General features: G+C 71.1%; 15 protein-coding genes. 8 read left to right on the top strand and 7 right to left on the bottom strand.

Annotated features, from left to right (window positions below; genetic code table 11):
- Positions 1–85: 85 nt before the first annotated feature.
- Positions 86–1057 carry a PDR/VanB family oxidoreductase gene (locus HUA74_RS36380; protein ID WP_174458270.1) on the top strand — a complete coding sequence of 324 codons (972 nt, stop codon included), beginning with the start codon at positions 86–88 and terminating at the stop codon, positions 1055–1057.
- Here the strand turns inward: HUA74_RS36380 and HUA74_RS36375 are convergent.
- On the bottom strand, positions 1008–5870 hold the full coding sequence (locus tag HUA74_RS36375) for a two-component regulator propeller domain-containing protein (protein WP_254625414.1): 4863 nt from the start codon (positions 5868–5870) through the stop codon (positions 1008–1010). The genes HUA74_RS36380 and HUA74_RS36375 overlap by 50 nt on opposite strands.
- Positions 5871–6381: 511 nt before the next feature.
- Between HUA74_RS36375 and HUA74_RS36370 the strand changes: the two genes are divergently transcribed.
- A complete protein-coding gene (locus tag HUA74_RS36370; protein WP_174458246.1) occupies positions 6382–7056 on the top strand; it encodes a hypothetical protein in 675 nt (224 codons plus the stop codon).
- 16 nt (positions 7057–7072) lie between these two features.
- Here the strand turns inward: HUA74_RS36370 and HUA74_RS36365 are convergent, their stop codons facing one another.
- A complete protein-coding gene (locus HUA74_RS36365) occupies positions 7073–9451 on the bottom strand; it encodes a serine/threonine-protein kinase (RefSeq protein ID WP_174458245.1) in 2379 nt (792 codons plus the stop codon).
- A gap of 472 nt (positions 9452–9923) precedes the next feature.
- Between HUA74_RS36365 and HUA74_RS36360 the strand changes: the two genes are divergently transcribed.
- On the top strand, positions 9924–11654 hold the full coding sequence (locus HUA74_RS36360; protein ID WP_174458244.1) for a S8 family serine peptidase: 1731 nt from the start codon (positions 9924–9926) through the stop codon (positions 11652–11654).
- A 164-nt stretch (positions 11655–11818) separates the two neighbouring features.
- Complete coding sequence (locus HUA74_RS36355) at positions 11819–12508, top strand: hypothetical protein (RefSeq protein ID WP_254623846.1); 690 nt, start codon at positions 11819–11821, stop codon at positions 12506–12508.
- An 81-nt stretch (positions 12509–12589) separates the two neighbouring features.
- On the opposite strand, the gene HUA74_RS36350 is transcribed toward HUA74_RS36355, so the two are convergent.
- Positions 12590–13048 (bottom strand): DUF2267 domain-containing protein, encoded by a 459-nt coding sequence (locus HUA74_RS36350; RefSeq protein WP_174458242.1) that lies wholly within the window; start codon positions 13046–13048, stop codon positions 12590–12592.
- A gap of 410 nt (positions 13049–13458) precedes the next feature.
- Here HUA74_RS36350 and HUA74_RS36345 point away from each other — a divergent pair, with 410 nt between their 5' ends.
- Together HUA74_RS36345 and HUA74_RS36340 are read left to right on the top strand one after the other, a co-directional pair.
- A complete protein-coding gene (locus tag HUA74_RS36345; protein WP_174458241.1) occupies positions 13459–13872 on the top strand; it encodes a hypothetical protein in 414 nt (137 codons plus the stop codon).
- 164 nt (positions 13873–14036) lie between these two features.
- Complete coding sequence (locus HUA74_RS36340) at positions 14037–15224, top strand: cytochrome-c peroxidase (RefSeq protein WP_174458268.1); 1188 nt, start codon at positions 14037–14039, stop codon at positions 15222–15224.
- A gap of 69 nt (positions 15225–15293) precedes the next feature.
- Here the strand turns inward: HUA74_RS36340 and HUA74_RS36335 are convergent, their stop codons facing one another.
- The 4 genes from HUA74_RS36335 to HUA74_RS36320 all read right to left on the bottom strand — a co-directional run bounded on the left by HUA74_RS36335 (position 15294) and on the right by HUA74_RS36320 (position 19041).
- Positions 15294–16700 carry a M24 family metallopeptidase gene (locus HUA74_RS36335; RefSeq protein ID WP_174458240.1) on the bottom strand — a complete coding sequence of 469 codons (1407 nt, stop codon included), beginning with the start codon at positions 16698–16700 and terminating at the stop codon, positions 15294–15296.
- Positions 16701–16870: 170 nt separating this feature from the next.
- The gene (locus HUA74_RS36330) at positions 16871–17239 is read right to left on the bottom strand and encodes a hypothetical protein (protein ID WP_174458239.1); all 369 of its coding nucleotides are present in this window, start codon (positions 17237–17239) and stop codon (positions 16871–16873) included.
- A 53-nt stretch (positions 17240–17292) separates the two neighbouring features.
- Positions 17293–18543 (bottom strand): kelch repeat-containing protein, encoded by a 1251-nt coding sequence (locus tag HUA74_RS36325; protein WP_174458238.1) that lies wholly within the window; start codon positions 18541–18543, stop codon positions 17293–17295.
- Positions 18544–18714: 171 nt separating this feature from the next.
- Positions 18715–19041 carry a DUF2171 domain-containing protein gene (locus tag HUA74_RS36320; protein WP_174458237.1) on the bottom strand — a complete coding sequence of 109 codons (327 nt, stop codon included), beginning with the start codon at positions 19039–19041 and terminating at the stop codon, positions 18715–18717.
- Positions 19042–19224: 183 nt separating this feature from the next.
- Here HUA74_RS36320 and HUA74_RS36315 point away from each other — a divergent pair, with 183 nt between their 5' ends.
- Both HUA74_RS36315 and HUA74_RS36310 read left to right on the top strand, forming a co-directional pair.
- Positions 19225–19422, top strand: coding sequence for a hypothetical protein (locus tag HUA74_RS36315; protein WP_141646753.1), 198 nt, complete (start codon positions 19225–19227; stop codon positions 19420–19422).
- A 149-nt stretch (positions 19423–19571) separates the two neighbouring features.
- Complete coding sequence (locus HUA74_RS36310; RefSeq protein WP_141646754.1) at positions 19572–20087, top strand: aminoacyl-tRNA deacylase; 516 nt, start codon at positions 19572–19574, stop codon at positions 20085–20087.
- The last annotated feature ends 40 nt before the right edge of the window (positions 20088–20127 follow it).

The following is a 20127-nucleotide window of genomic DNA, read 5'->3' as shown; positions in this document are numbered from 1 at the left end:
TCTGCTCAATCTCCGTCTCGGCGCCAAGGGTGGTGGGCCCGCTGCATTCGCGGGACGGGAAGAGGGGAACGCAGTGAACACCGTGATGAATGATGCTCAGCGCGTGCGCGTAGCCCGGATTGCGACGGAGGCCGAGGACATCTTGTCGTACGAGCTGGTCCCGGAAGAAGGTGGCGAGCTGCCGGCTTTCGAGCCCGGCGCCCACCTGGACGTGCGCGTTCCCGGCAAGGACTCCGCGCTGCGCTCGTACTCACTCTGCAACGACGCGGAAGAGACGCACCGGTACGTCATCGCCGTGCAGAAGGATGCGCGGGGCCGCGGCGGCTCGCGCGCCATGCACGAGCGCGTGCGGGAAGGTGACGTCCTGGTGGTCAGCACGCCGCGCAATGACTTTCCCTTGATGTTCGCGCGCAGCTACCTGCTGGTGGCGGGTGGCATCGGCATCACCCCGCTGCTGTCCATGGCGCGACAGCTCCAGCGCACCGGGGCGAACTACGTCTTGTACTACTGCGTCCGCGCTCCCGAGCGCGCCGCGTTCCGCGAGCTCCTGTCCTCCGCGCCGTTCGCGGACCGGGTGCGCTTCCACTTCGACGGGGGAGACCCGAACAAGGGGCTCGACGTGTCGGGGCTGCTGTCCACGCGCGGGCCGGGCACGCGGCTGTACTGCTGCGGCCCCACGGGCTTGATGAAGGCCGTGCGCGAGGCCTCCACGCGCCACCGCTGGCCCTGGGAGAAGGTCCACTTCGAGTCCTTCGGCGCCGAAGGCAACAGCGTCGCCCAGGGCAAGGAGGACACCGACTTCGAGGTGACCATCCGCAGCACGGGTCAGGTGCTCAGCGTGCCCAAGGGCCAGTCGGTGCTCAACGTGCTGCGCCGCAATGGCCTGCGCGTGCCCAGCGACTGCGAGGCCGGCTCCTGTGGCACCTGCGTCACCCGCGTCTGCGAGGGACAGCCCGAGCACCGCGACACCTTCTTCCAGCAGGAGCCCGCCGGCGATGAGCGCATGCTCATCTGCGTGTCGCGCGCTCGCTCCAAGCGGCTGGTGCTGGATTTGTGACCAGGCGGGCTCGGGCCACCTCGGCCCGAACCAGCGCCCGCAGAGCCTCCGGGTCGAAGGGCTTCTCCACGCGCGGGTTCTCCACCCGCTCCAGGAAGGTGCGCGCCGTCGGAGTGAAGGCCCCTCCGGTGATGAACACCACCCGCTCCGCCACGGCTGGCGCCGTGCGCACGAGCGCCTCGTAGAGGTCCATCCCCGTCATCTCCGGCATCATCAGGTCACACAGCACCACGTCGTAGCGCTGGGGCTCGGGGGCCACCAGTCGCTCCAGCGCCTGCCGCGCGCTCACCACCACGTCCACGTCGTTCTCTCGCGCCAGCGTGCGACGGATGGCACCGCTCACCAGGGCGTCGTCGTCCACCACCAGCACCCGCCCCCGGACCGGCGGCGAGTTCTCGGCTCGGACGGGCTCCGTCGTCACCGATGGCGTCCCGACACGAGCACCAGCGTCGAGAGGAGGGCTCGTCGGCGCCCGGGCCAGCGACTCCGGGGCCGTGATGGGAGCACGTGCCTCGGGGCTCGCGCCACTCTCGGCGGAGAAGGGAGACACGGGGCCCGGGAGTCGTGCGGAGCCCGCGTCCATCACGAGGCCCGCCGCCGTGCCACGCGGAGCTGGAAAGCCCACGGGCTCGGACACCGGCGGGTAGCCCGTGGGTGAGGTATCGCGCTCCGTCGCCTGCCTGGCTCCGTGCGGTGACTCCCAGATGGTCGGGGAGCTCGTCGGTGAGGACGGGCGCTCCATCGCGGACCGCATGCCCTGCGATGACTCGGGCACCGTCGGGTAGCCCGTGGGCGAGGACGCGCGCTCCATCGCCGACCGCATGCCCTGTGACGACTCAGGCACCACCGGGTAGCCCGTGGGCGAGGCCGTGCGCTCCAGCGCCGACCGCATGCCCTGCGACGACTCAGGCACCACCGGGTAGCCCGTGGGCGAGGCCGTGCGCTCCAGCGCCGACCGCATGCCCTGTGACGACTCGGGCACCACCGGATAGCCCGTGGGCGAGGCCGTGCGCTCCGTCGCGGACCGCATGCCCTGTGATGACTCGGGCACCACCGGGTAGCCCGTGGGCGAGGCCGTGCGCTCCGTCGCGGACCGCATGCCCTGTGATGACTCGGGCACCACCAGATAGCCCGTGGGTGAGGGCGTGCGCTCCAGCGCGGACAGCGTGTTCTGTGACGACTCGGGCACCACTGGATAGCCCGTGGGTGAGGACGTGCGCTCCCTCGTGGACCACGTGCCCTGTGCCGACTCGGACACCGTCGGATGGCCCTTGGGTGAGGGCTCGCGCTCCGTCACCGGCCTCGGCTCGGACACCGTGGCGTAGCCCGTGGGTGACGAGGGACGCTCCGTCACGGGACGCGCGAGCGGAGCGGACTCGGGGACTGTCGGGTGGCCCAGGGGAGACGAGGGACGCTCCGTCACGGACCGCGCCCCGGGCACCGTCGGGTGACCCGTGGGCGATGACGGACGCTCCCGCGCGGACCTCGACTCCGACTCCGCCGCGCGCTCACCCGAGCCTCGGACCGCGGCCCTCCCGCTCCCCGACACCTGCCCTCGCGCATCCGACAACGAGTCCCGCGACCGCCCCCGCGCCTCCGAGCTCAAGGCCGCGCCCACTTCCCTCGCGCGACGCAACGTCACCCGGAACACCGAGCCGCGGCCGAGCTCACTCTCCACGGAGATGGTGCCGCCCATCGCCGTCACGTACGCATGGCACAACGACAACCCCAGCCCCGTGCCCACGCCCACCGGCTTCGTCGTGTAGAACGGGTCGAAGATGCGCCCGAGCGACTCCGGTGAAATCCCGCTCCCCGTGTCGCGCACCTCCGCCACCACCCACCCGTCCGGCCCACCGCGCGTCACCAGGCGCACCTCGTTCTCCTCCGCCCGGCCCTCCGGCAACGCCTGCGCCGAGTTGATGAGCAGGTTCAGGAACACCTGCGCCAAACGCGCCTCGTTCCCCTCCACCCACGTCACGTCCCCGTAGTCGCGCACCACCTTCGCGCGCGGGCGCAGCTCGCCCATCGCTATCTTCACCGCCGAGTCGAGCACCGCCCCCAACTCCACCGGCCCCTGCTTCTCGTCGTCCGGCCGCGAGAAGGTCTTCAAGTCCCGGACGATGCGGCGCACCCGGTCCGCGCCATGCAACGCCTCGCGCAGCGCCTGCCCCACCTCGCGCAGTCGCGTCCCCGCGTCCCGCGCCTCTCCCAGCTCGCGCGCGAGCGCGTCCGACTCCTCGCTCGCGTGCTCCAGGTTCGACACGATGTACGCCAGCGGGTTGTTGATTTCGTGCCCCACGCCCGCCGCGAGCTGCCCCACCGCCGCCATCCTCCCCGCCTGGACGAGCTGCGCCTGCGTCTGCCGCAGCGTGCGCACGTTCGCCTCCAGCTCCTCGTTCGCCCGCGCCAGCTCCCGCGTGCGCTCCTGCACGCGCGCCTCCAACCACCGCTCACGCGCCTTCAGCTGCCCCACTCGCAGCAGGTACACGCTGACGCCCAACATCCCCAGCCCCAGCACGAACAACACCCAGAAGTCCGTGCGCTGCCACAGGCTCGGCTCCAGCAGCACGTCCAGCGACACCGGCTCCGTCCAGCCACCGTCCCGGCCCTCCGCCTGCACCTCGAAGCGATAACGCCCGGGCCGCAGCCCCGTGTACGTCGCCCGGCGAATCTCCGCGCGCACCCAGCCGTCGTCGTGCCCCACCAGCCGGTAGCGGAACGGCAACCGCACCGCGTCCCCGGGCGTGAAGGCCGTGAAGCGGATGTCCAGCCGCGAGCCATCCGGCCGCAGCTCCACCGGGCCCGTCACCGGCACCAGCTCGCCCTGCACGCGCACTTCCTCGATGCGCACCTCGGGAGGCTGACGGCTCGCGCGCACCCGCACCGGGTCTACGACGATGGCGCCCTGGATGGTGGTGAACCACAGCCGCCCATCCTTGCCCCGCCACCCCGACGGCTGCGTGTTCCCGTTGCACTCCGCGGTGCGCATGCCGTCCGTCTGGTCGAACCCCATCACCGCCAGCCGCGAGCGGCGTCCCTCCGCCACCTCCTCCAGCTCACGCAGCGACACCCGGGACACGCCCTTGTTGCTGCTCATCCACAGGTGGCCATCTCCGTCCGGGACGATGCTGAACACCGCGTCGTCGTAGAGCCCGTGTTGCGACACCGAGTAGCGCGTCCACGCGCCCCCCTTCCACCGCCCCAGCCCCGTCTCCGTGCCCACCCACACCGTGCCGTCCGCGTCCGCCAGCAGCGCCAGCACCACCTCGCCGGGCAGCCCGTCCTTCAGCGTGAAGCGGTGCAGGCCCTTGCCCTCCTCGAAGCGCCACAGCCCTCCTTCGGAGCCCAGCCACACCGCGCCGGAGGCGTCCTCGGCCATGACGATGATGGGCTCCGTCGACAGCCCCTGCCGCTCGCCGAACACCGTGACGTCGCCGCCCCGCACCCGCGCCAGCCCCTCGCGCGTGCCGAACCACTGCGTCCCGCGCGAGTCCACCAGGATGGACGTCACCACGTGGTCCGGCAGCCCCTGCACGCGCGACGACTTCGCGAAGCGCTGCCCGTCGTAGCGGAACGCCCCCGCCTTGGAGCCCACCCACAGCGTGCCGTCCGGCGCCTCGTGCAGCGCGGTGATGACCGGGTCCGTGCCTCCCTCGAAGTCCTCCATGCGGTGGATGCGCCCGTCGCGCAGGTAGAACAACCCGCCGCCCACCGTGCCCAGCCACACCGTGCCCCGCTTGTCCTGCAGCACCGTGCTGACCGTCTCGTTGCTCAGGCCCTCCGGGGCGCCGTACGTGGCGAACGGGCCGTCGCGCAGGCGGAACAACCCCGAATAGGTGCCCACCCACAGCGCCCCATCCCGGTCCTCGAGCAGCGACAGCACCTCCGCGTCCGCGAGCCCCGCGCCGTGCAGCGGTGAGCTGAAGCCGTCGACTTCCCGCCGCACCAGCCCGCCCCGCCGCGTGCCCACCCAGAGGTTGCCCTGGCTGTCCGCCAGGAGCGCGGTGACGGTGGCCGGCAGCCCCTCCGTCGCCGTGAAGCGCGTGGCCACCACGCCATTCCACGAGACGAGCCCCGTCTCCGTCCCCATCCACAGCGTGCCGGCGACGTCCTGGAAGAGCGCCGTGACTTCCGGGCGCTCGTCGGGGCCCGGAACGGGAAAGGGCGTCTGCCGCACCTGCCCACCCTCCAGCAACGCCAGGCCCGCCTTGGTGCCCACCCACAGCCGGTTGTCACCGCCCGCTCGCGCCAACGCGGTGACGAAGGAGCCCGGCAGACCGTCGGCTTCCGTGTACTGGCGCGCCACGCCCTCGCCCAGCGGCACCTGCCAGAGCCCACCGGAGGTGCCCACCCACAGGGCCCCCTCGCCCACCAGCAGCTCCTCCACCCGCACGCCCTCCAGCGGCGCGGAGGCACCGGGGGCGCGCTCGAAGCGGCCATCCACGTAGGCCACCAGCCCCTGGTCCGTGCCCACCCACAACACGCCGGAGGCATCCTCCGCGAGCGCCTTGATGGTGTGGTTGCGCAGCTCCGGCGTGTTGCGCTTGTCGAAGACGACGAAGCGCGCGCCGTCGAAGCGCACCAGGCCTTCCCACGTGCCCAGCCACACGTAGCCGTCCCGCGTCTGCGCCAGCGCCAGCAGGCTGTTCTGCGGAAGCCCGTCGTCGCTGCGCCACGAGTCCTGGCTGTACTGGGAGACCCATCGCTGGGGATCCAAGGCGAGGCCCGGCCGCGCCAGGACGAACCCGGCCAGCAGGACGAACCCCACGAACCCGCGCCAGATCGCGCGGAGCCGATGCCTCGAAATGCCCATGACGGCCCCAGTGTCCGGCAGAATCGACCGGGAGGCCAAACCTCGGGCGTTCACCCACAGTGGAACGTTGGCCGTTAACGGCCTCGGCGACAGCGGCGGGGGACCACCTGCCCCCCCACGACATCCAAACTTCCCCCCGCCGCTGTCGCCTCGTACGCCACCACCGCCGGCACCCGAGAGCCGTGCTCCCGGATGACCGGGGTCATGGCCCAAGCGCTCCTCGCTTCGAGACCCCGGTGGTGGGTGGGGTCTCGCCGCATCGCGCTGAACCCAAGATGGGAGCCACCCCTGTCTCGCGCCACTGCGGGAAGAAGACAGCAGTCACGTCCCACGGTCGCCCCAGGGCACCCCCTGGGCGGTTGTCCTCCCGCCCGGCGCCGAGCCGTGAAACACCCCGAGCCCGCCTGCTCTCGCGGTGGCTTTCCGGACGAAGTCCAGGCGGCGGACGAAGGTGCATGACACCCCGAGGTCGCCGAACGTCTATGCTCCGCGCGCCGAAGAGCGAGGGTGGATGAGCGACGGGGCGTTGTTCTCGACGGACACGGTGAGCACCGAGGCGCGGTACCAGTGGCACTTGTGGGCCGCGGACGTGTTGGATGTGGCGACGTCGGCCCTGGTCGGCTGGGCCGCCCTGCGCGCGATGGAGCACGAGCGGACGCCGGTGGCGATGGTGCTGGCCATGGTCCTCGCATGGCTCGCGTCGTCCGCGGTGGGCGGAATCTGGGGGCGGACGCTGTGGCGGCAGCTCCTGGGCGTGCGACTGGTGCGCAACGCGGGGGCGCCGGGCGCTCAGCGCGGGCTGGTCCGGGCCTTCACCACGCCCGTCGACCTTTTGGTGGCGCCCGTGCTGCAACGCCGGCCCTTCGACACGATGCTCGGCCTCTACGCGGAGCCGGTGACGGCGGGCGCGGGGCCCCGGCTGAAGGGAATGGCCCCGCAGCTTCCCTGGCTGGCGCTGCTGGCGGGCGCGGTGTGGCTGCTCGTCACTCCCACGCGCGCGGAGATGCTCAAGTACCTGGGGAGCACGTTGACGGGCTGGCACTGCTGCCACGGCACGCGGGACGTGACGTGGGAGTGCCGCACGTCACTGAACCGCGCGGTGCGCGAGGCGAACTCCGGCCGCGAGGACGTGCGCGCCGTCGTGGCGGACTGTCCCGTGGCCTCGGAGCGACTCGCGAAGCCGTGAGCCGGAGCGACAGGGGTCAGCGCAGCGTGGTGATGAGCTGTCCCTCGTCGCAGAACACGCCCACCTTGCCGGGCTCGACGAAGTGCTCGGCGTGGGTGGCGAAGTTCTTCACGGCCCGCTCCTTGTTGGGGGGCAGGATGCCCAGCATGCCCCGCTGACGGCGGTCCTTCACCACGGAGCAGTTGGTCCAGACGAAGTCGTCGAGGTTGCGGACCGCCACGCCGCTTCCACCAAACGGGCCAATGCCGCCCGCCTTCCTCACCGCGCCCGTGAGGAGCTTGGGCGCGGCAATCATCGGGGGAGAGGGCTTCGTCGGCTCGGCGGCGGCCTCGGGCTCGGCGGGGGTTTCGTCGGGGAAGGACTCCAGTTCGGCGCCGACCTCTGGCAGCGCGATGAAGCGCGGGCCCGTGGCCGCCCTGGCGGACTCGTCGAGGCTCAGCCGGACCATCCGCGCCTTGATGCGGTCCCTGGGGGTGGCGCCCGCCCATGACACCGTGGCGCGCCCGAGCAACACGCGCTGCATGTTCTTCGCGGGGCCCACGACATTGAACTTCTGGCGCATCCGCAGGGGCACGGCCTGGGGGCCCCTGACGGCATAGCCGCCGTTCTCCTCCACCACCGCGAGCGCCACCTCGGGCGAGACATAGGTGACACCCTTCTCGGGCTTGGGAGCCACGGCGACGGGCTCGGGAGCCGGCTTGGGAGCAGTCGGCTTCGGCGTGGGCGTGCGCTTGGGTGGCAAGGGCTCCCGGGTCGCCACCACCTCTGGTTCCGGCCTCGGTGCCGGCTTGTCGACAGGAGGCGGGGTCGGACGCGTCTCGGCGGTGGTCGGCGGAGCGGGCTTCTTGTCCGAGGTGGGAGGCGGCGGTTTCGCGGCGACGGGCGGAGGAGGCGTGGGGGCGTCCGGGCCGCCCTGCCCCTTGACGAAGTGGGCCGTCGTCACCGCGGTGCCGACCATCAACAGCAGCACCGTGAGCGCGATGACGAGCATCGTCCCCGTCTTCCGGGAGGACGCGGGCTTCGCGGCCACAGCGGTGTTGACGGATTGGGAAACGGACGCTGTCGACACCGGAGCCACGGGGCCCGACGAGGCCGCCTGGACCACCGGGCCCGACGACGGGGCGCCGCTCGCGGCCATCGCCGCCCCACCCGCGACGCCTCCGGAGCCGGGACGCAGCGTGGTGGCATCGGTGCCCATCGCGTCCTCGGCGGAGGGAACATCCTGCCGGGCCATGCCGGCCACGCGCCGCTCATTCGAGGGAGCGGGCGGCTCCGTCGGCGCGCGCATCATCGTCGGCTCGAAGCCCGACTGCGCGGTGTTCTCCGGAGTGCCCTGGGGCCCGGTGCCGAACGCTCCCGTGCCGGTGCCACCGGCCAGGACGGGCATTGGCGCGGGCGTGCGGTGGTGGCTCCCAGACGACGTCACCTTGGAGATGAGCTGTCGCTGCGCGGCGAAGGCCTCCGGGCACAGCGCGCGGACGAAGTGGCCCACTTCCTCGGCGCCCACCGCGGCGCCCGAGCGCACCAGCTCCCCGTTGAGCGCCCGCGCCAGCTCGTCCGAGCGCGAGTAGCGTTCATCCGGACGGGCGGCCAGCGCGCGACGCACGACGGCTTCCAGCGCCTCGTCCACGTCCCCGCGCAGCCCCTTCATCGACGGCACGGTGGGCTGCGACATGGCCGCCATCATCTCGCCCACCGTCCCGTGGGGGATGAGCGAGCGGCCGGCCAGCATCTCCCACAGCACCACGCCGCACGAGTAGATGTCGCTGCGGTGGTCCAGCGCCTCCGCGCGCACCTGCTCCGGCGACATGTAGCCCAGCTTCCCCATCACCGTGGCGGGCAGGGTGTACTTGCTGCGCGCCGCGGACTTGGCCAGGCCGAAGTCGATGACCTTGACCTCACCCTCGTACGACACCATGACGTTGTGGGGTGACACGTCGCGGTGGACGATGCCCAGGGGCGAGCCATCCGGCCCCACCTTGCGGTGCGCGTAGCCCAGGCCCTCCGCCATGCGCTGGCCCAGGAACAGCGCCACCGGCACCGGCACCTGCGCGCCCTGCAACCGCGCCTGCTCCAGCAGGTACGCCAGGTCCACGCCGGCCACGTACTCCAGCGCCATGTAGTACGTCCCGTCCGCCTCCCCCATGTCGTACACCTGGGCGATGGACGAGTGGACCAGGTGCACCAGCACCTTGGCCTCGTGGTGGAAGCGGTCCAGGAACTGCCGGTCCTTCAGCAGCGTCGGGAGGATGGTCTTGACGATGCACGGCTTCTCGAAGCCGGCCGCGCCGCTGATCTTCGCCAGGAACACCTCGCCCATGCCGCCCTGGCCCAGGGGATGGACGAGCTCGTAGCGCCCGAGGAAACGGGAGGACTCTGTAGGTGCGGTGCTCATGGCTTCTCCTGGCAGCGAAGCACCCGGACACACACGGAATCAAGCTGTCGAGGGCCCTTCTCGCATCTGTCAGACACCGTACGCGCTCGGAACATCAACCCGCCTGCCCTGGCCGGGGTGTCAGACCGGTGAGGCACAACTGTCAGTGAACCTCCTGTCTTCCAGTACGTCCAGCGCCCGGCCGCGTTGAACCCGTGGACGAAGGACTCCCGCGTCCTCCTCCTCCGAGGTGGGCGGTGAGCGCGGGTTTCAGGACAACCGGCGCCTGGGGTGGCCCGGGCCGAAAGCCAGTTTGAGACAGGCGGGCCACACAGGATGTGAACCCGCGCACCTCCCGTCGCCGCGCCCCCGGTCGGGCCGTTGCCGCGACGCGAAGCGATGCGCTCCCTGGGAACAGGTGGGGCCGTCCGGCCGGAAGCCCTCCGGCCGGGCCTCGCAGTGTCGCCCGGGTGGTGACGAAAGGAAGTGCCTCATGACGCGCTGGGGATTCATCGGGTTCTTGGCGGTCGCGGGCTGTCTGCCGGACGAGTCATCTCACCGGGATGCCCAGCTGACCGCCTGTCCCGGCATCACCGCGGGCATGTTGCCGGGCGAACCTCACGGGAAGGCGACAGCGGGGCTCGACTCTGGCGACGAGGACGGCCGTGAGCGCGTCATCATCCGCTACCGGCGCGAGGACGGGGTGACGGCGGCCCAGGTGCACCAGCTCGTCGGGCAGGTGACGGCGACCTTCCGGAACGTGCCGGCCGTGGCCGCGCGCGTGACGCCCGAGGAGCGGCTGGCCCTGGCGTTGGACCCCCGCGTGGAGAGCATCGAACCGGACCAGAAGCTGTACGCCCTGGGGACCTCCGCGCCGACGGCCCTGGCGCTGGCGACCACCCTGGCTGGCACGCGGGAGTACGTCGGAGAGCTGCGCCGGGTGCAGGCGCTGGAGGTGTGGGACCAGGATGGGGACGGGCTGCCGGACCCCGGGGCGGTGACGGGCGCGGGCGTGAAGGTGTGCGTCATCGACAGCGGCCTGGATTTGGACCACCCGGAGCTGCGCGACGCGGTGGTGGCGGCGCGGGACTTCCTGGATGGGGACGACGCGCCCAGCGACCGGGACGAGGAGCGGTGGGGCTCCGGCCACGGCACGCACGTGGCGGGCATCATCGCGGCGCGGCCGGGGCTGGGGGGACGCGGCGGGCCGGTGCTGGACGAGCGCGGACTGATGGGCGTGGCGCCCGGTGCGCAGCTCATCATCGCCCGGGTGCTGAACCTCGAGGGAAGCACCCACATGAGCCTGGTGATGAAGGCGCTGGAGTACTGCCAGGCCGAAGGCGCGAAGGTGGCCTCGCTGTCGCTGGGCGGCAGTCTGGGCAGCCTCAACACGGAGGAAGGCTTCAAGGCGGCGCTGGACGGCGGGATGCTGGTGGTGGCGGCGGCGGGCAACGAGGGGCAGGGCTTGATGTCCTATCCCGCCTCGGACCCGTCCGTGCTGGGGGTGGGCGCCCTGGACAACACGGACCGGCGCGCGGTGTTCTCCTCCTACGGTGAGGGCCTGGCGCTGATGGCTCCCGGCGTGGACGTGCTGTCCACCTTCCCTCAAGGCCGGGGCTCGTTCGCCGCGCTGGAGGTGGGCAACTCCCGGCCCATGTCGCGCTCGCTGCTGTACGCGCCGACCGGTGACACCTGGGGCTCGCTGGTGGACTGCGGCATGGGTGAATCGGTGGCCTCATGCGGAGAGGACGGCAGTTGCCGAGGCTTCGTCGCGTACGTGCACCCGAGCGCCTACGTGCGGCCCGACCGGGCCATCGTCAACGTGATGCGGCAGGGCGCGCGCGCGGTCATCTTCGCCAGCGAGCTGATGGAGGGAGGCGCGGAAATCCTCTCCGTGCCGCAGCGCGGAACCTGGGTGCCGTCCGTCACCATCACCCAGGCGGCGAGCACGGTGATGGAGCGACAGCTCGGCGCCACCGCGAAGCTCAGCCTGCGCCCGGCGGACTACGCGTACATGTCCGGCACCTCCATGGCCACGCCGTATGTCAGCGGCATCGCCGCGCTGCTGTTCAGCGCGCGCCCCTCCGCCACGCCCGCCGAGGTGAAGGCGGCGCTCCTGAGCAGCGCGAAGGACCTGGGCGACAGCGGTTACGACGAGCAGTACGGCCACGGCCTGGTGCAGGCCCGGCGGGCGCTGGAGGCCCTCGTCGGCCCGGTGCCCTGAAGCCCCCGTGCCCGCCCCTCCCTCCGGGGAGGGAAGGCCAGCGGGCCGACGTGTCCACCGCCCCGTCGATGAGAGGACAGGCGAGGGACATCAGACCCGGGAACATTGCCGGGATGGGGCGTGAACTCCACGTTGCCTTTCGGACGCTCGGAAAGGAGTCCGACATGAAGGCATTCGTGCGTATCGCGGGATGTGTGGCGGCGCTGTGGGGATGCGCCGTGTGGGCCCAGGAGGACTACCGCCCCAGCGCGGAGCGGGCCCCTGGAAACCTGGAGCCGGTGCAGGTCGATGAGCCCAAGAAGGAGTCGTCGAAGCACGCCGACACCGGCCTGTACGCGCAGCTCGGCGGCGGCGCGGAGGGCTACACCGGGCAGCTGGCGCCCCGGCTCGACGCGGGCTTCACGTACGGCGGCGCCATCGGCTACCGGCCCCTGGGCTTCCTCGGCGTGGAGCTGGGCTACAACGGCAGCGTCAACAACGTGGACATCGACGGGAACGGCCGGGCAGGAAGTCTGGGCGAGGGCGCGGACGTGGTGCGCAACGGAGGCCAGGCGCTCGTCATCGGCAACTTCACCGACGCCCAGTTGCAGCCCTACGCGGTGACGGGCATCGGCATCGACGACTACAACATCCGGCACGACGCGGTGGGCCGCGAGTTCGGCTTCAATGACGACACCAGCGGCTATGTGCCCGCGGGCCTGGGCCTGCGCTACCAGTTTGGCAAGCTCATCACCGCCGACGCGCGCGTGAGCTACAACTTCCTCTTCGACCAGGACTTCGCGCCCACGTCCGCGACGCCCAACGCCCTGGACGGCCGCTACATGGGGATGCTCCAGATTGGCGGCACCTACTAATCGAAGCCCGGCACGAAGAAGGCGCCCGGACCTGGGTGGGTCCGGGCGCCTCGTGCTTCGTGCCGCCACCGGGCCCTCGCTTCAGGAGGGCCGGTCAATCCCGATGCGCGCGGCGGACCACGTGCCCTGGAGCCACCGGGGCAGCTGGCTCTCGATTTTGTCCGCCTCCTGCTCCGTCACCTGCTCGCGCAGCGCCGCGAAGACGCCGTGCAACACGAGCCGCACGTTCTCCGGCTCGGCGTTCAGGTGGTTGGCCACCTGGAGGTAGAAGTCGTCGCGGTCCACCTTCCCGCGCACGCTGTCCGGGTGGCGGGGGCACGCATCCACGAGCCCCCGCAGGTCCTCGGGGAGCTGCTCGCGCAGCTGCCGCATCAGCCCGTCGGACAAAAGCTCCGACAGCCCGCGGAACACCGCCTCCGCCGCCTGCTCCGCCTCGAAGTCCGGGAGCTGCGCGGATACCGCGTCCATGAAGGACTTCCGGTCCGTGCCCACCCCCAGCCCCGACCACGACTGCGTCGTTTCCTGCTTCTGAATCGACATGCGCGTCTCCTCTCGCGCCTTCACCGTGGGGGCGCGGCGAGTGTCCGGCAGCAGGCAACAGGCCTGCGTCCCGGCCGCTCGGTCCGCGTCAGGCCTTGCGCCGTGCATTCCCAAGCATGGGATTCCCGTTCGCTCCTGGGACATCCAACCGACCCCGCGCAGCGCGGTATGTCTGCCTTTGATTCGACCGATGAACTGGACTCATGGCACCCCACTCCGAGTCCCATCCACCGGCGACAAGGCGTCCGGAACCACACGGAACTCCGGGGGATTTGCAAAAAACCCGGCACATCGCGTGCGAGAGGAATGGGTGGAATGAAATCCCGTCGCAATTGTACTGGGGGCGCGACGTAGGTCGTCTGTGCGGCGACCAGGCCGCCTTCTCTTTCCCCCACGAATTGAGGATTTTCATGTATCGCATCGCCGTTGCCGCCCTGTTCCTTGCTGCCACTGGTTGCGCCACCACGGGAGGCGCCGGGAGCCGCGAGGGCAACGCCACCGTCGCCGGTGTCATCCGTCTGCCGGAGAGCGGGCTCGCGCAGGCGGGCAACCCGTGTGACCAGCTCCGCGTCGTCGTCGCTCACGCGGCCACGCCCACGGATGCCCTGGGCAGGGCCATGGTGAAGTCCAGCCGCGGCAACCGCTGCTCCTTCACCATCTCCGGCATCCCCAGCAACACCGACCTGCAGGTCAGCACGGTGCCGGACGCCAGCCTGAAGTGCGACAACGGGTCGGTGCCCACCATCACCCCGGAGCCGTCCACCATCAAGATGGCGAACTACGGCACGGGCACGAAGGACTTCACGCTGAGCTGCGGCGCCTGAGTTCGGTTTGACGTCCGGAACCCTCCGCTCCCAACTCGAGCGGAGGGGCCGGGCAGCCCTCGGGACGTCCAGGAATTCCGGATTGCTTCGCGCTCTGAGGGGCGCGAGACTTCTGGGAGACCGCCCGCAGAGCGGCACGAGGTACCGGAGTGAACCGGGCCGCGATGGATGCGAAGAAGGACGACCCGGTGAAGATTCCAAGCAGTTGGCGCGCCGCCACGCTTGCCCTGAGCCTGGGCGGGCTGGGGTGGGCGTGTGAGTCGGAAGAACCGTTCCCCACGCTCGACGAGCTGGACCAGCTTCGCAGCCTGCACTCGCTGTCGAGCCACCCGCGCCTGGACGCCACCAACAAGGTGGACGGCCTGCCGGTGGCCCAGGAGCTGGGACATGACTTGTTCCGGGACCCGGGCCTGTCCCGCTGCGGCACGGTGTCCTGCGACAGCTGCCACTCCGGCGATGGTCGCACGGTGGACACGGCGACGGCGGAGGGCTGCGGTGGACAGCGCACGGAGCGCAACCCGCCCACGGTGTTGAACGTGCGGCACAACCGCTGGTTCATGTGGGACGGGCGGGCGGACTCGCTCTGGTCGCAAGCGATTCTTCCGCTGACGAATCCGGTGGAGATGGACTCGGACGCGGAGGTGGTGCGGGCGAGGCTCCAGGCGGAGGAGTCCTACCGGACGCGCTACCAGACGCTGTTCGGCGTGGAGCCCTCGGGCGTGGCCGCGCCGGTGCTGATGGCCAACGTGGGCAAGCTGATGGCGGCGTACGAGCGGGTGCTGATGCAGGTGGACGCGCCCTTCGATACGGACGTGAAGCGCTTCATCGCCGCGGCGGAGGCCGGCTCGGCGGAGGGCGACCCGGCGTACCTGGGGCTGAAGACCTTCGTGCGCAAGGGGCAGTGCATCGTCTGCCACAAGGGGCCTTCACTGACGGACGAGCTGTTCCACAACGTGGGCCTGGAGGACCGGGGCCCCGGCGCGGGCGGACAGTGGGCGGTGCTCAACGCGCTGCTGGACTGGGAGTTCAACGCCTCGAGCAGGCACAGCGACGACCCGAACGGCGCGGACGCGCTGCGGCTGCGCACGCTGCGCTCCCAGGCGAAGCAGGAGGAGCTGGAGGGCGCGTTCCGCACGCCGTCGCTGCGCAACGTGGCGCTGACAGCGCCGTACATGCACACGGGCGCGCAGGCCTCGCTGGAGGAGGTCGTCGACTTCTACAACGACGGCGGCAACCCGGAGGGCTCCTTCACGGGCAAGCGCACCGTCACCATCGTCCCGCTGGAGCTGACGGACGCGGAGAAGCGCGCGCTGGTGGAGCTGCTCAAGTCGCTGACGGGCACCCCGCGCTGACCGGCGCACCGACGGGCTCCCGCGCCTTGTGAGGACGGAAGGACGGGAGCCCGCGAGCGAGCAGCGACTTCAGCGCACCAGGTGGAAGTCGGTCTGCCGCTTCCAGGCCCAGTGCACGCGGCCTTCCGCGTCGATGGTGATGTCCTCTTCCTGGGCGGAGCGCACGCGCTGGTTGTTCCACTCGGGCACGGGGCTCGTCGCCTGGAGCTCAATCGAGTACCACATGTTCGCCATGACCTTGTGGTCGCCGTTGCCGGGCACGCCCTCCTGCCGGTCCCACAGGCCCACCATGGCGCCCGCGCCGTGGCCGTGCAGGCCAATGGGGTGCGAGTAGATGGTGCCGTCGATGCCCTCGGACGTCATGCGCTGACGGGAGCTCTTGAGGACCTCGTTGCCGGTGCGGCCGGGGCGCAGCTCCTCGAAGACGATGTCCTGGAGGCGGTTGGACGTCTTGAGCGCGGCCTTCAGGCCCGCGGGCACGTCCGTCTCACCCTCGCGCAGCACGTAGCCCATGTGCTGGGTGTCGGTGTTGAGCCGCAGCGCGGTGACGCCGTAGTCGCAGTGGAGCACGTCGCCGCGCTGGATGACGGGGTCCTCGCCGAGCTGCTCCTCGGTGACGCCCTGGCGCTGCACGTCCACGGACGGCTGGAACCAGGTGTCCAGGCCCAGGTCCGCCAGGCGCTGGCGCATCCACCACTCCACGTCGGAGATGCGGGTGACGCCGGGGGTGACGACCTGGTTGGAGAAGGCCGTCTCGATGATGTTCCAGGCGAGCTTCGTCTCGTCCTCGTAGAAGCGGACTTCATCGGGGATGCGCCACGCGATGAGGTCCACGGGCAGGCCCTCCGCGGGCTTGAAGCGCTTCACCCAGTCGGGGCCGAGCGCCTGGGCCATGCCCTCGTACTCGCCATGGGAGAGGCCGTCGGCGAAGGCGAACGTGCGGGAGATGTCGAGCGCGATGCTCTGGGGCTTTCGCTCCTCCAGCACCTGCTTGAGCACCAGCCACTGGTCCGGGCCCCACAGCTCCGCCTGACGCAGGCCCTCGCCGCCGTGGCTCACCTGCTGCTGGGCGCGACGCGGAACATAGACGCCGCCCTGCGGTCCACCGCCGAGCGCCAGTCGCTCCACGCCCTTCTCCGGGCCCAGGTCATGGAACACGTAGATGGTGCGGCGGCGCGCGGCGAACGTGGTGGGAGACACGAGCGCCTTGAAGACGGGGTCCTCGTTGTACTCGCGCATGGGGACGACCCACATCTCGATGCCGTACTTGCGCATGAGTTGGGGAAGCGCCGTGTCCATGCGCTCGCGCAGCCAGGCCTGCTGACGGTCGGCCTGCTCACGCAGGGTGCCGAAGGGACGCTCCGGCACGGAGGCCTTCGCCGTCGCGACGGCGGGGGCGTCCGAAGACTGCGAGGAGACGGAGGCACATGCGGTGCTCAGCATGAGCGGTGCGAGGAGACGGAGGCGGGTTCGCATGGCCGCGCAGTCTGGCACGCACGGACAGGGGCGTCTCGGCCGTGTGGCGCGCCGAGGGCCGGGGGCTTCGTGACTTGCGAGGCTTTCCGCGCGGTGGTGCTCAGCCAGTCACAGGAGGTTTCGCGCGGGGGGCGGGCTGGCGCGATGCGCCAAGGCGCGCGCGGGCCGGGTCAGGGAGCGCCGGCGCACGCCTGCTGGTCGGCGCCACAGGCCGCGTCGATGCGCGAGGTGTCCACGGGCTGCTGGCACTCGCTGTCGAGCGACGCGGTCAGCACCTCCGTCCGGATGCGCATGCACCGCACGCAGCCAGTCCTGGCGCCCGTGGCGTCCTCCAGCTCCGGCTCCACCTGCCGGTAGCGCTCGAGGACCTGGGCCATGCAGGCCGCTTCGTCCAGCGAGGACCCCTCGCACCGCGCCTCGTGGGAGCACTGCACCGTGGCGGCGCGTTCGGCCCACTCGTCATAGGTGATTTGCGAGGGGTCCTCGCCGCCACATCCCAGCCACGCCACGGACATCGCGAACAACAGGAGCCACCGCATGGCCACATCTCACCGGGAATCGGCCGGCCTGTCACCCGCGGGACGGGACGGCCTCAGCGCCGAGTGAGTCCCTCGGCGCGGCACTGCTGGGCGTCACAGCCCTCGACGACGCACGGTGCACACTCGAGCATTCCTCCACAGCCGTCCGGCACCGCGCCACACGTGGCCTCCCGCGTCTCGCACGTCACCGGGACGCAGCCGGTCGGCAGGTACTGCTCGCTCGTGTCGAGCATGCCCGCCACCTCGTTGGCGCCGCCCACGAGCAGCACCGAGCCGTCCCGCAGCGTCAGCGCGCCCGGCAGGCCGCGAGGCTCCATCAGCGCGGGAGCGGAGGCCCACTGCCCCGTCATCGGGTCGAAGCGCTCCACCGACGCGAGCGCGCCCGCCATGGGATGCTCGCCGCCCAGCACGAGCACCTGGCCCTCGGGCGTCACCACCGCGGCATGGTGCTCGCGAGCCACCGACGGCGCCGCCACCAGCGTCCACAGGCCCGTCAGCGCGTCGTAGACCTCGGCCGTGCTCGACGCGCGCGCGGTGCCACCGCCCACCACCAGCACGCGTCCGTCCGGCAGCAGCGTCACCGAGTGCCCCTGTCGATGCGTCCCCGCCGCGCCCCCCGCGAAGCCCGCCTTCTCCCAGCGCCCGGTGGCCACGTCGTACAGCTCCGCCTGAAGGCCGCTCACGAAGAGCGCCTTGCCCTGGGCCAGCATCACTGCCGTGCCGGCGCCGCCCCGCACGAAGCCCGGCGGCGTCGCGGGAGCCCACGTGCCCGTCATCGGGTCGAACAGCTCCGCGGAGCGCAACGGCCTGCGGTCCGCGTCGGTGCCACCCGCCACGAGCACGCGGCCATCGGGGAGCAGCAGCGCGGAGGGATCATTCCGGGCCTCGAACATGGGCGCCACCTGCGTCCAGAGGCCCGACGCCGGCGCGTACACCTCCGCGTCCGCGAGCGCGCCCGGCGCCACCACCTGCGTGCCACCCGTCACCAGCACGCGGCCATCCAGGAGCCGCACCACCGCGTGGTTGCGACGCGCCTTGTGCATGGAGCCCGTCAGGCTCCACATCCCCGTCTCCGGCTCGAACACCTCGCAGCTCGACAGGGTGCGCTGTCCGTCATGGCCTCCAGCGGCCAGCACGCGCCCGTCCTCCAGCGGAACGAGGGGCAGCAGCTTGCGCGGCGTCACCAGCCTCAGGGGCTCGACGCCCGTGTCCAACGTGCCCCCGTCCGCGCGCGGACCGGAGTTGCACGAGAACACGAGCGCGAAGAACGCCACGCCGAGAAAGGATGTCTGGACACGTCGCATGGGACCCACTCGCCTCGCTGGTCGAAGAGAGCCCGTGTACCCTGACGGTCTGACATTCCTGGGATGTCCGACCTGAATGATTCCGGACGCTTGCCCCGCGTGCCGGGTCGGAAATCCCCCACTCGCGAGGAGCCCGCACTCGCGACGTGGGAGCGCGAGTCACAAGGGTGCTCAGTGGCGCACGGAGTCCTCGTCCGACGGGGCGGAGACGTTCACCGGCTCCGCGTCCATGCCATTGGAGTGGCGGGGAGGCAGCGCACCGCCGTCGTCATCCACCTCCAGCGTCAGCAGGGGGTGGTCGGCGCGGGACAGGTACACGTCTTCGTCGCTGACGTGGTCCACGTCGCGGTACTCCACCAGGTAGTCGTGGCGGGGGATGGGCACCATGCCCTGCTCCAGCTCGAAGTGGATATCGCCGACGGCGGCGACGCGTCCCACCTTGCGTCCGTCCGCGGTCCTCACCGTCATTCCCTCGCGCACCTCGCCGGACTGAATCATCACGACCTCCTCGCGGCTGCACCTCTGTCAGCAAGAACCTGCGGGCCCGGCGCGCGTGACGACAGTCCGACGGGGCAGGCAGGGCAGCGTCCGTCTTCCTGGTGGGGGCGAAGGGAGGCGATGGGGCGGGTGGGGAGGCTCGCGCGGAGTGGAGTGCCTAACATTCGCGACAGGAGGTGCCGCATGTTGCTGGAACTGTCCGCGGTGGAAGCCCGCGAGCTGAAGCAGGCGCTGGACACGGCGTTGCTCGAGCTGCTCACCGAGATTTCCCACACGGACCAGCGCGCGTACCGCGACCTGCTGCGTGAGCGGTATGACCGGCTGGAGCAGCTCAACCGGCGCCTGGAGTTGTCGCTGGAGGGCAGTCAGGTCTACGCCTGAAGTGGGGCCGCGCGCATCGGCCGGGCGGACGAGGCGAGGGAGCAAGGCGCCGGAGCGGCGGCTCGTGAGGCGGGCGCGCGCGGAAGTGGGCGTGGTGCGCGGACGCGAGCGGGCGCACCTTCTTCCGCGAGCACGAGGGAGGCCGCGCCATGATTCCGGAGAACATCATCCAGTACCTGGAAGGTCACAACGTTCCCTTCGACCGCAGGCCGCACCTGCGAGCCATCACCGCGCAGGCGCTCGCGGCGTCACTGCATGTCAGCGGCTTCCAGGTGGCCAAGTCGGTCATCCTCCGCTCGGATGACTCGCTGTGGATTTGCGTGGTGAGCGCGCCGGACACGGTGAACCTGGACCGCGTCGCGGCGGTGACGGGCGCGAAGAACCTGCGGCTCGCCGAGGAGTCCGAGTTCGCCCCGCTCTTTCCCGAGTGTGAGGTCGGCGCGGAGCCGCCGTTTGGAAGGCTCTATGGAATCCCGGTGGTGGTGGACGAGCACCTGCGCCACGCGGAGCACCTGTTGTTCCGCGCGGGCTCCCACGCCGAGGCCCTGGAGTTGCGCTTCGCGGACTTCGAGAACGTGGAGGCCCCGCTCACCGGAATCATCGTCCATGACCGCCAGCGCGAGCAGTTGAGCATCGAGAACGACAGCTTCTCGCTGCAGCCCTGATGGGCGTGCCCTCATGAATTCCTGACGCGTTGCGCGCGCC

It is taken from the genome of Myxococcus sp. CA051A (assembly GCF_013336705.1).
In the GTDB taxonomy this organism is placed as follows: domain Bacteria; phylum Myxococcota; class Myxococcia; order Myxococcales; family Myxococcaceae; genus Myxococcus; species Myxococcus llanfairpwllgwyngyllgogerychwyrndrobwllllantysiliogogogochensis.
Note: the sequence above shows the minus strand (reverse complement) of the source record. Positions and strands in the feature narration are given on the sequence as shown.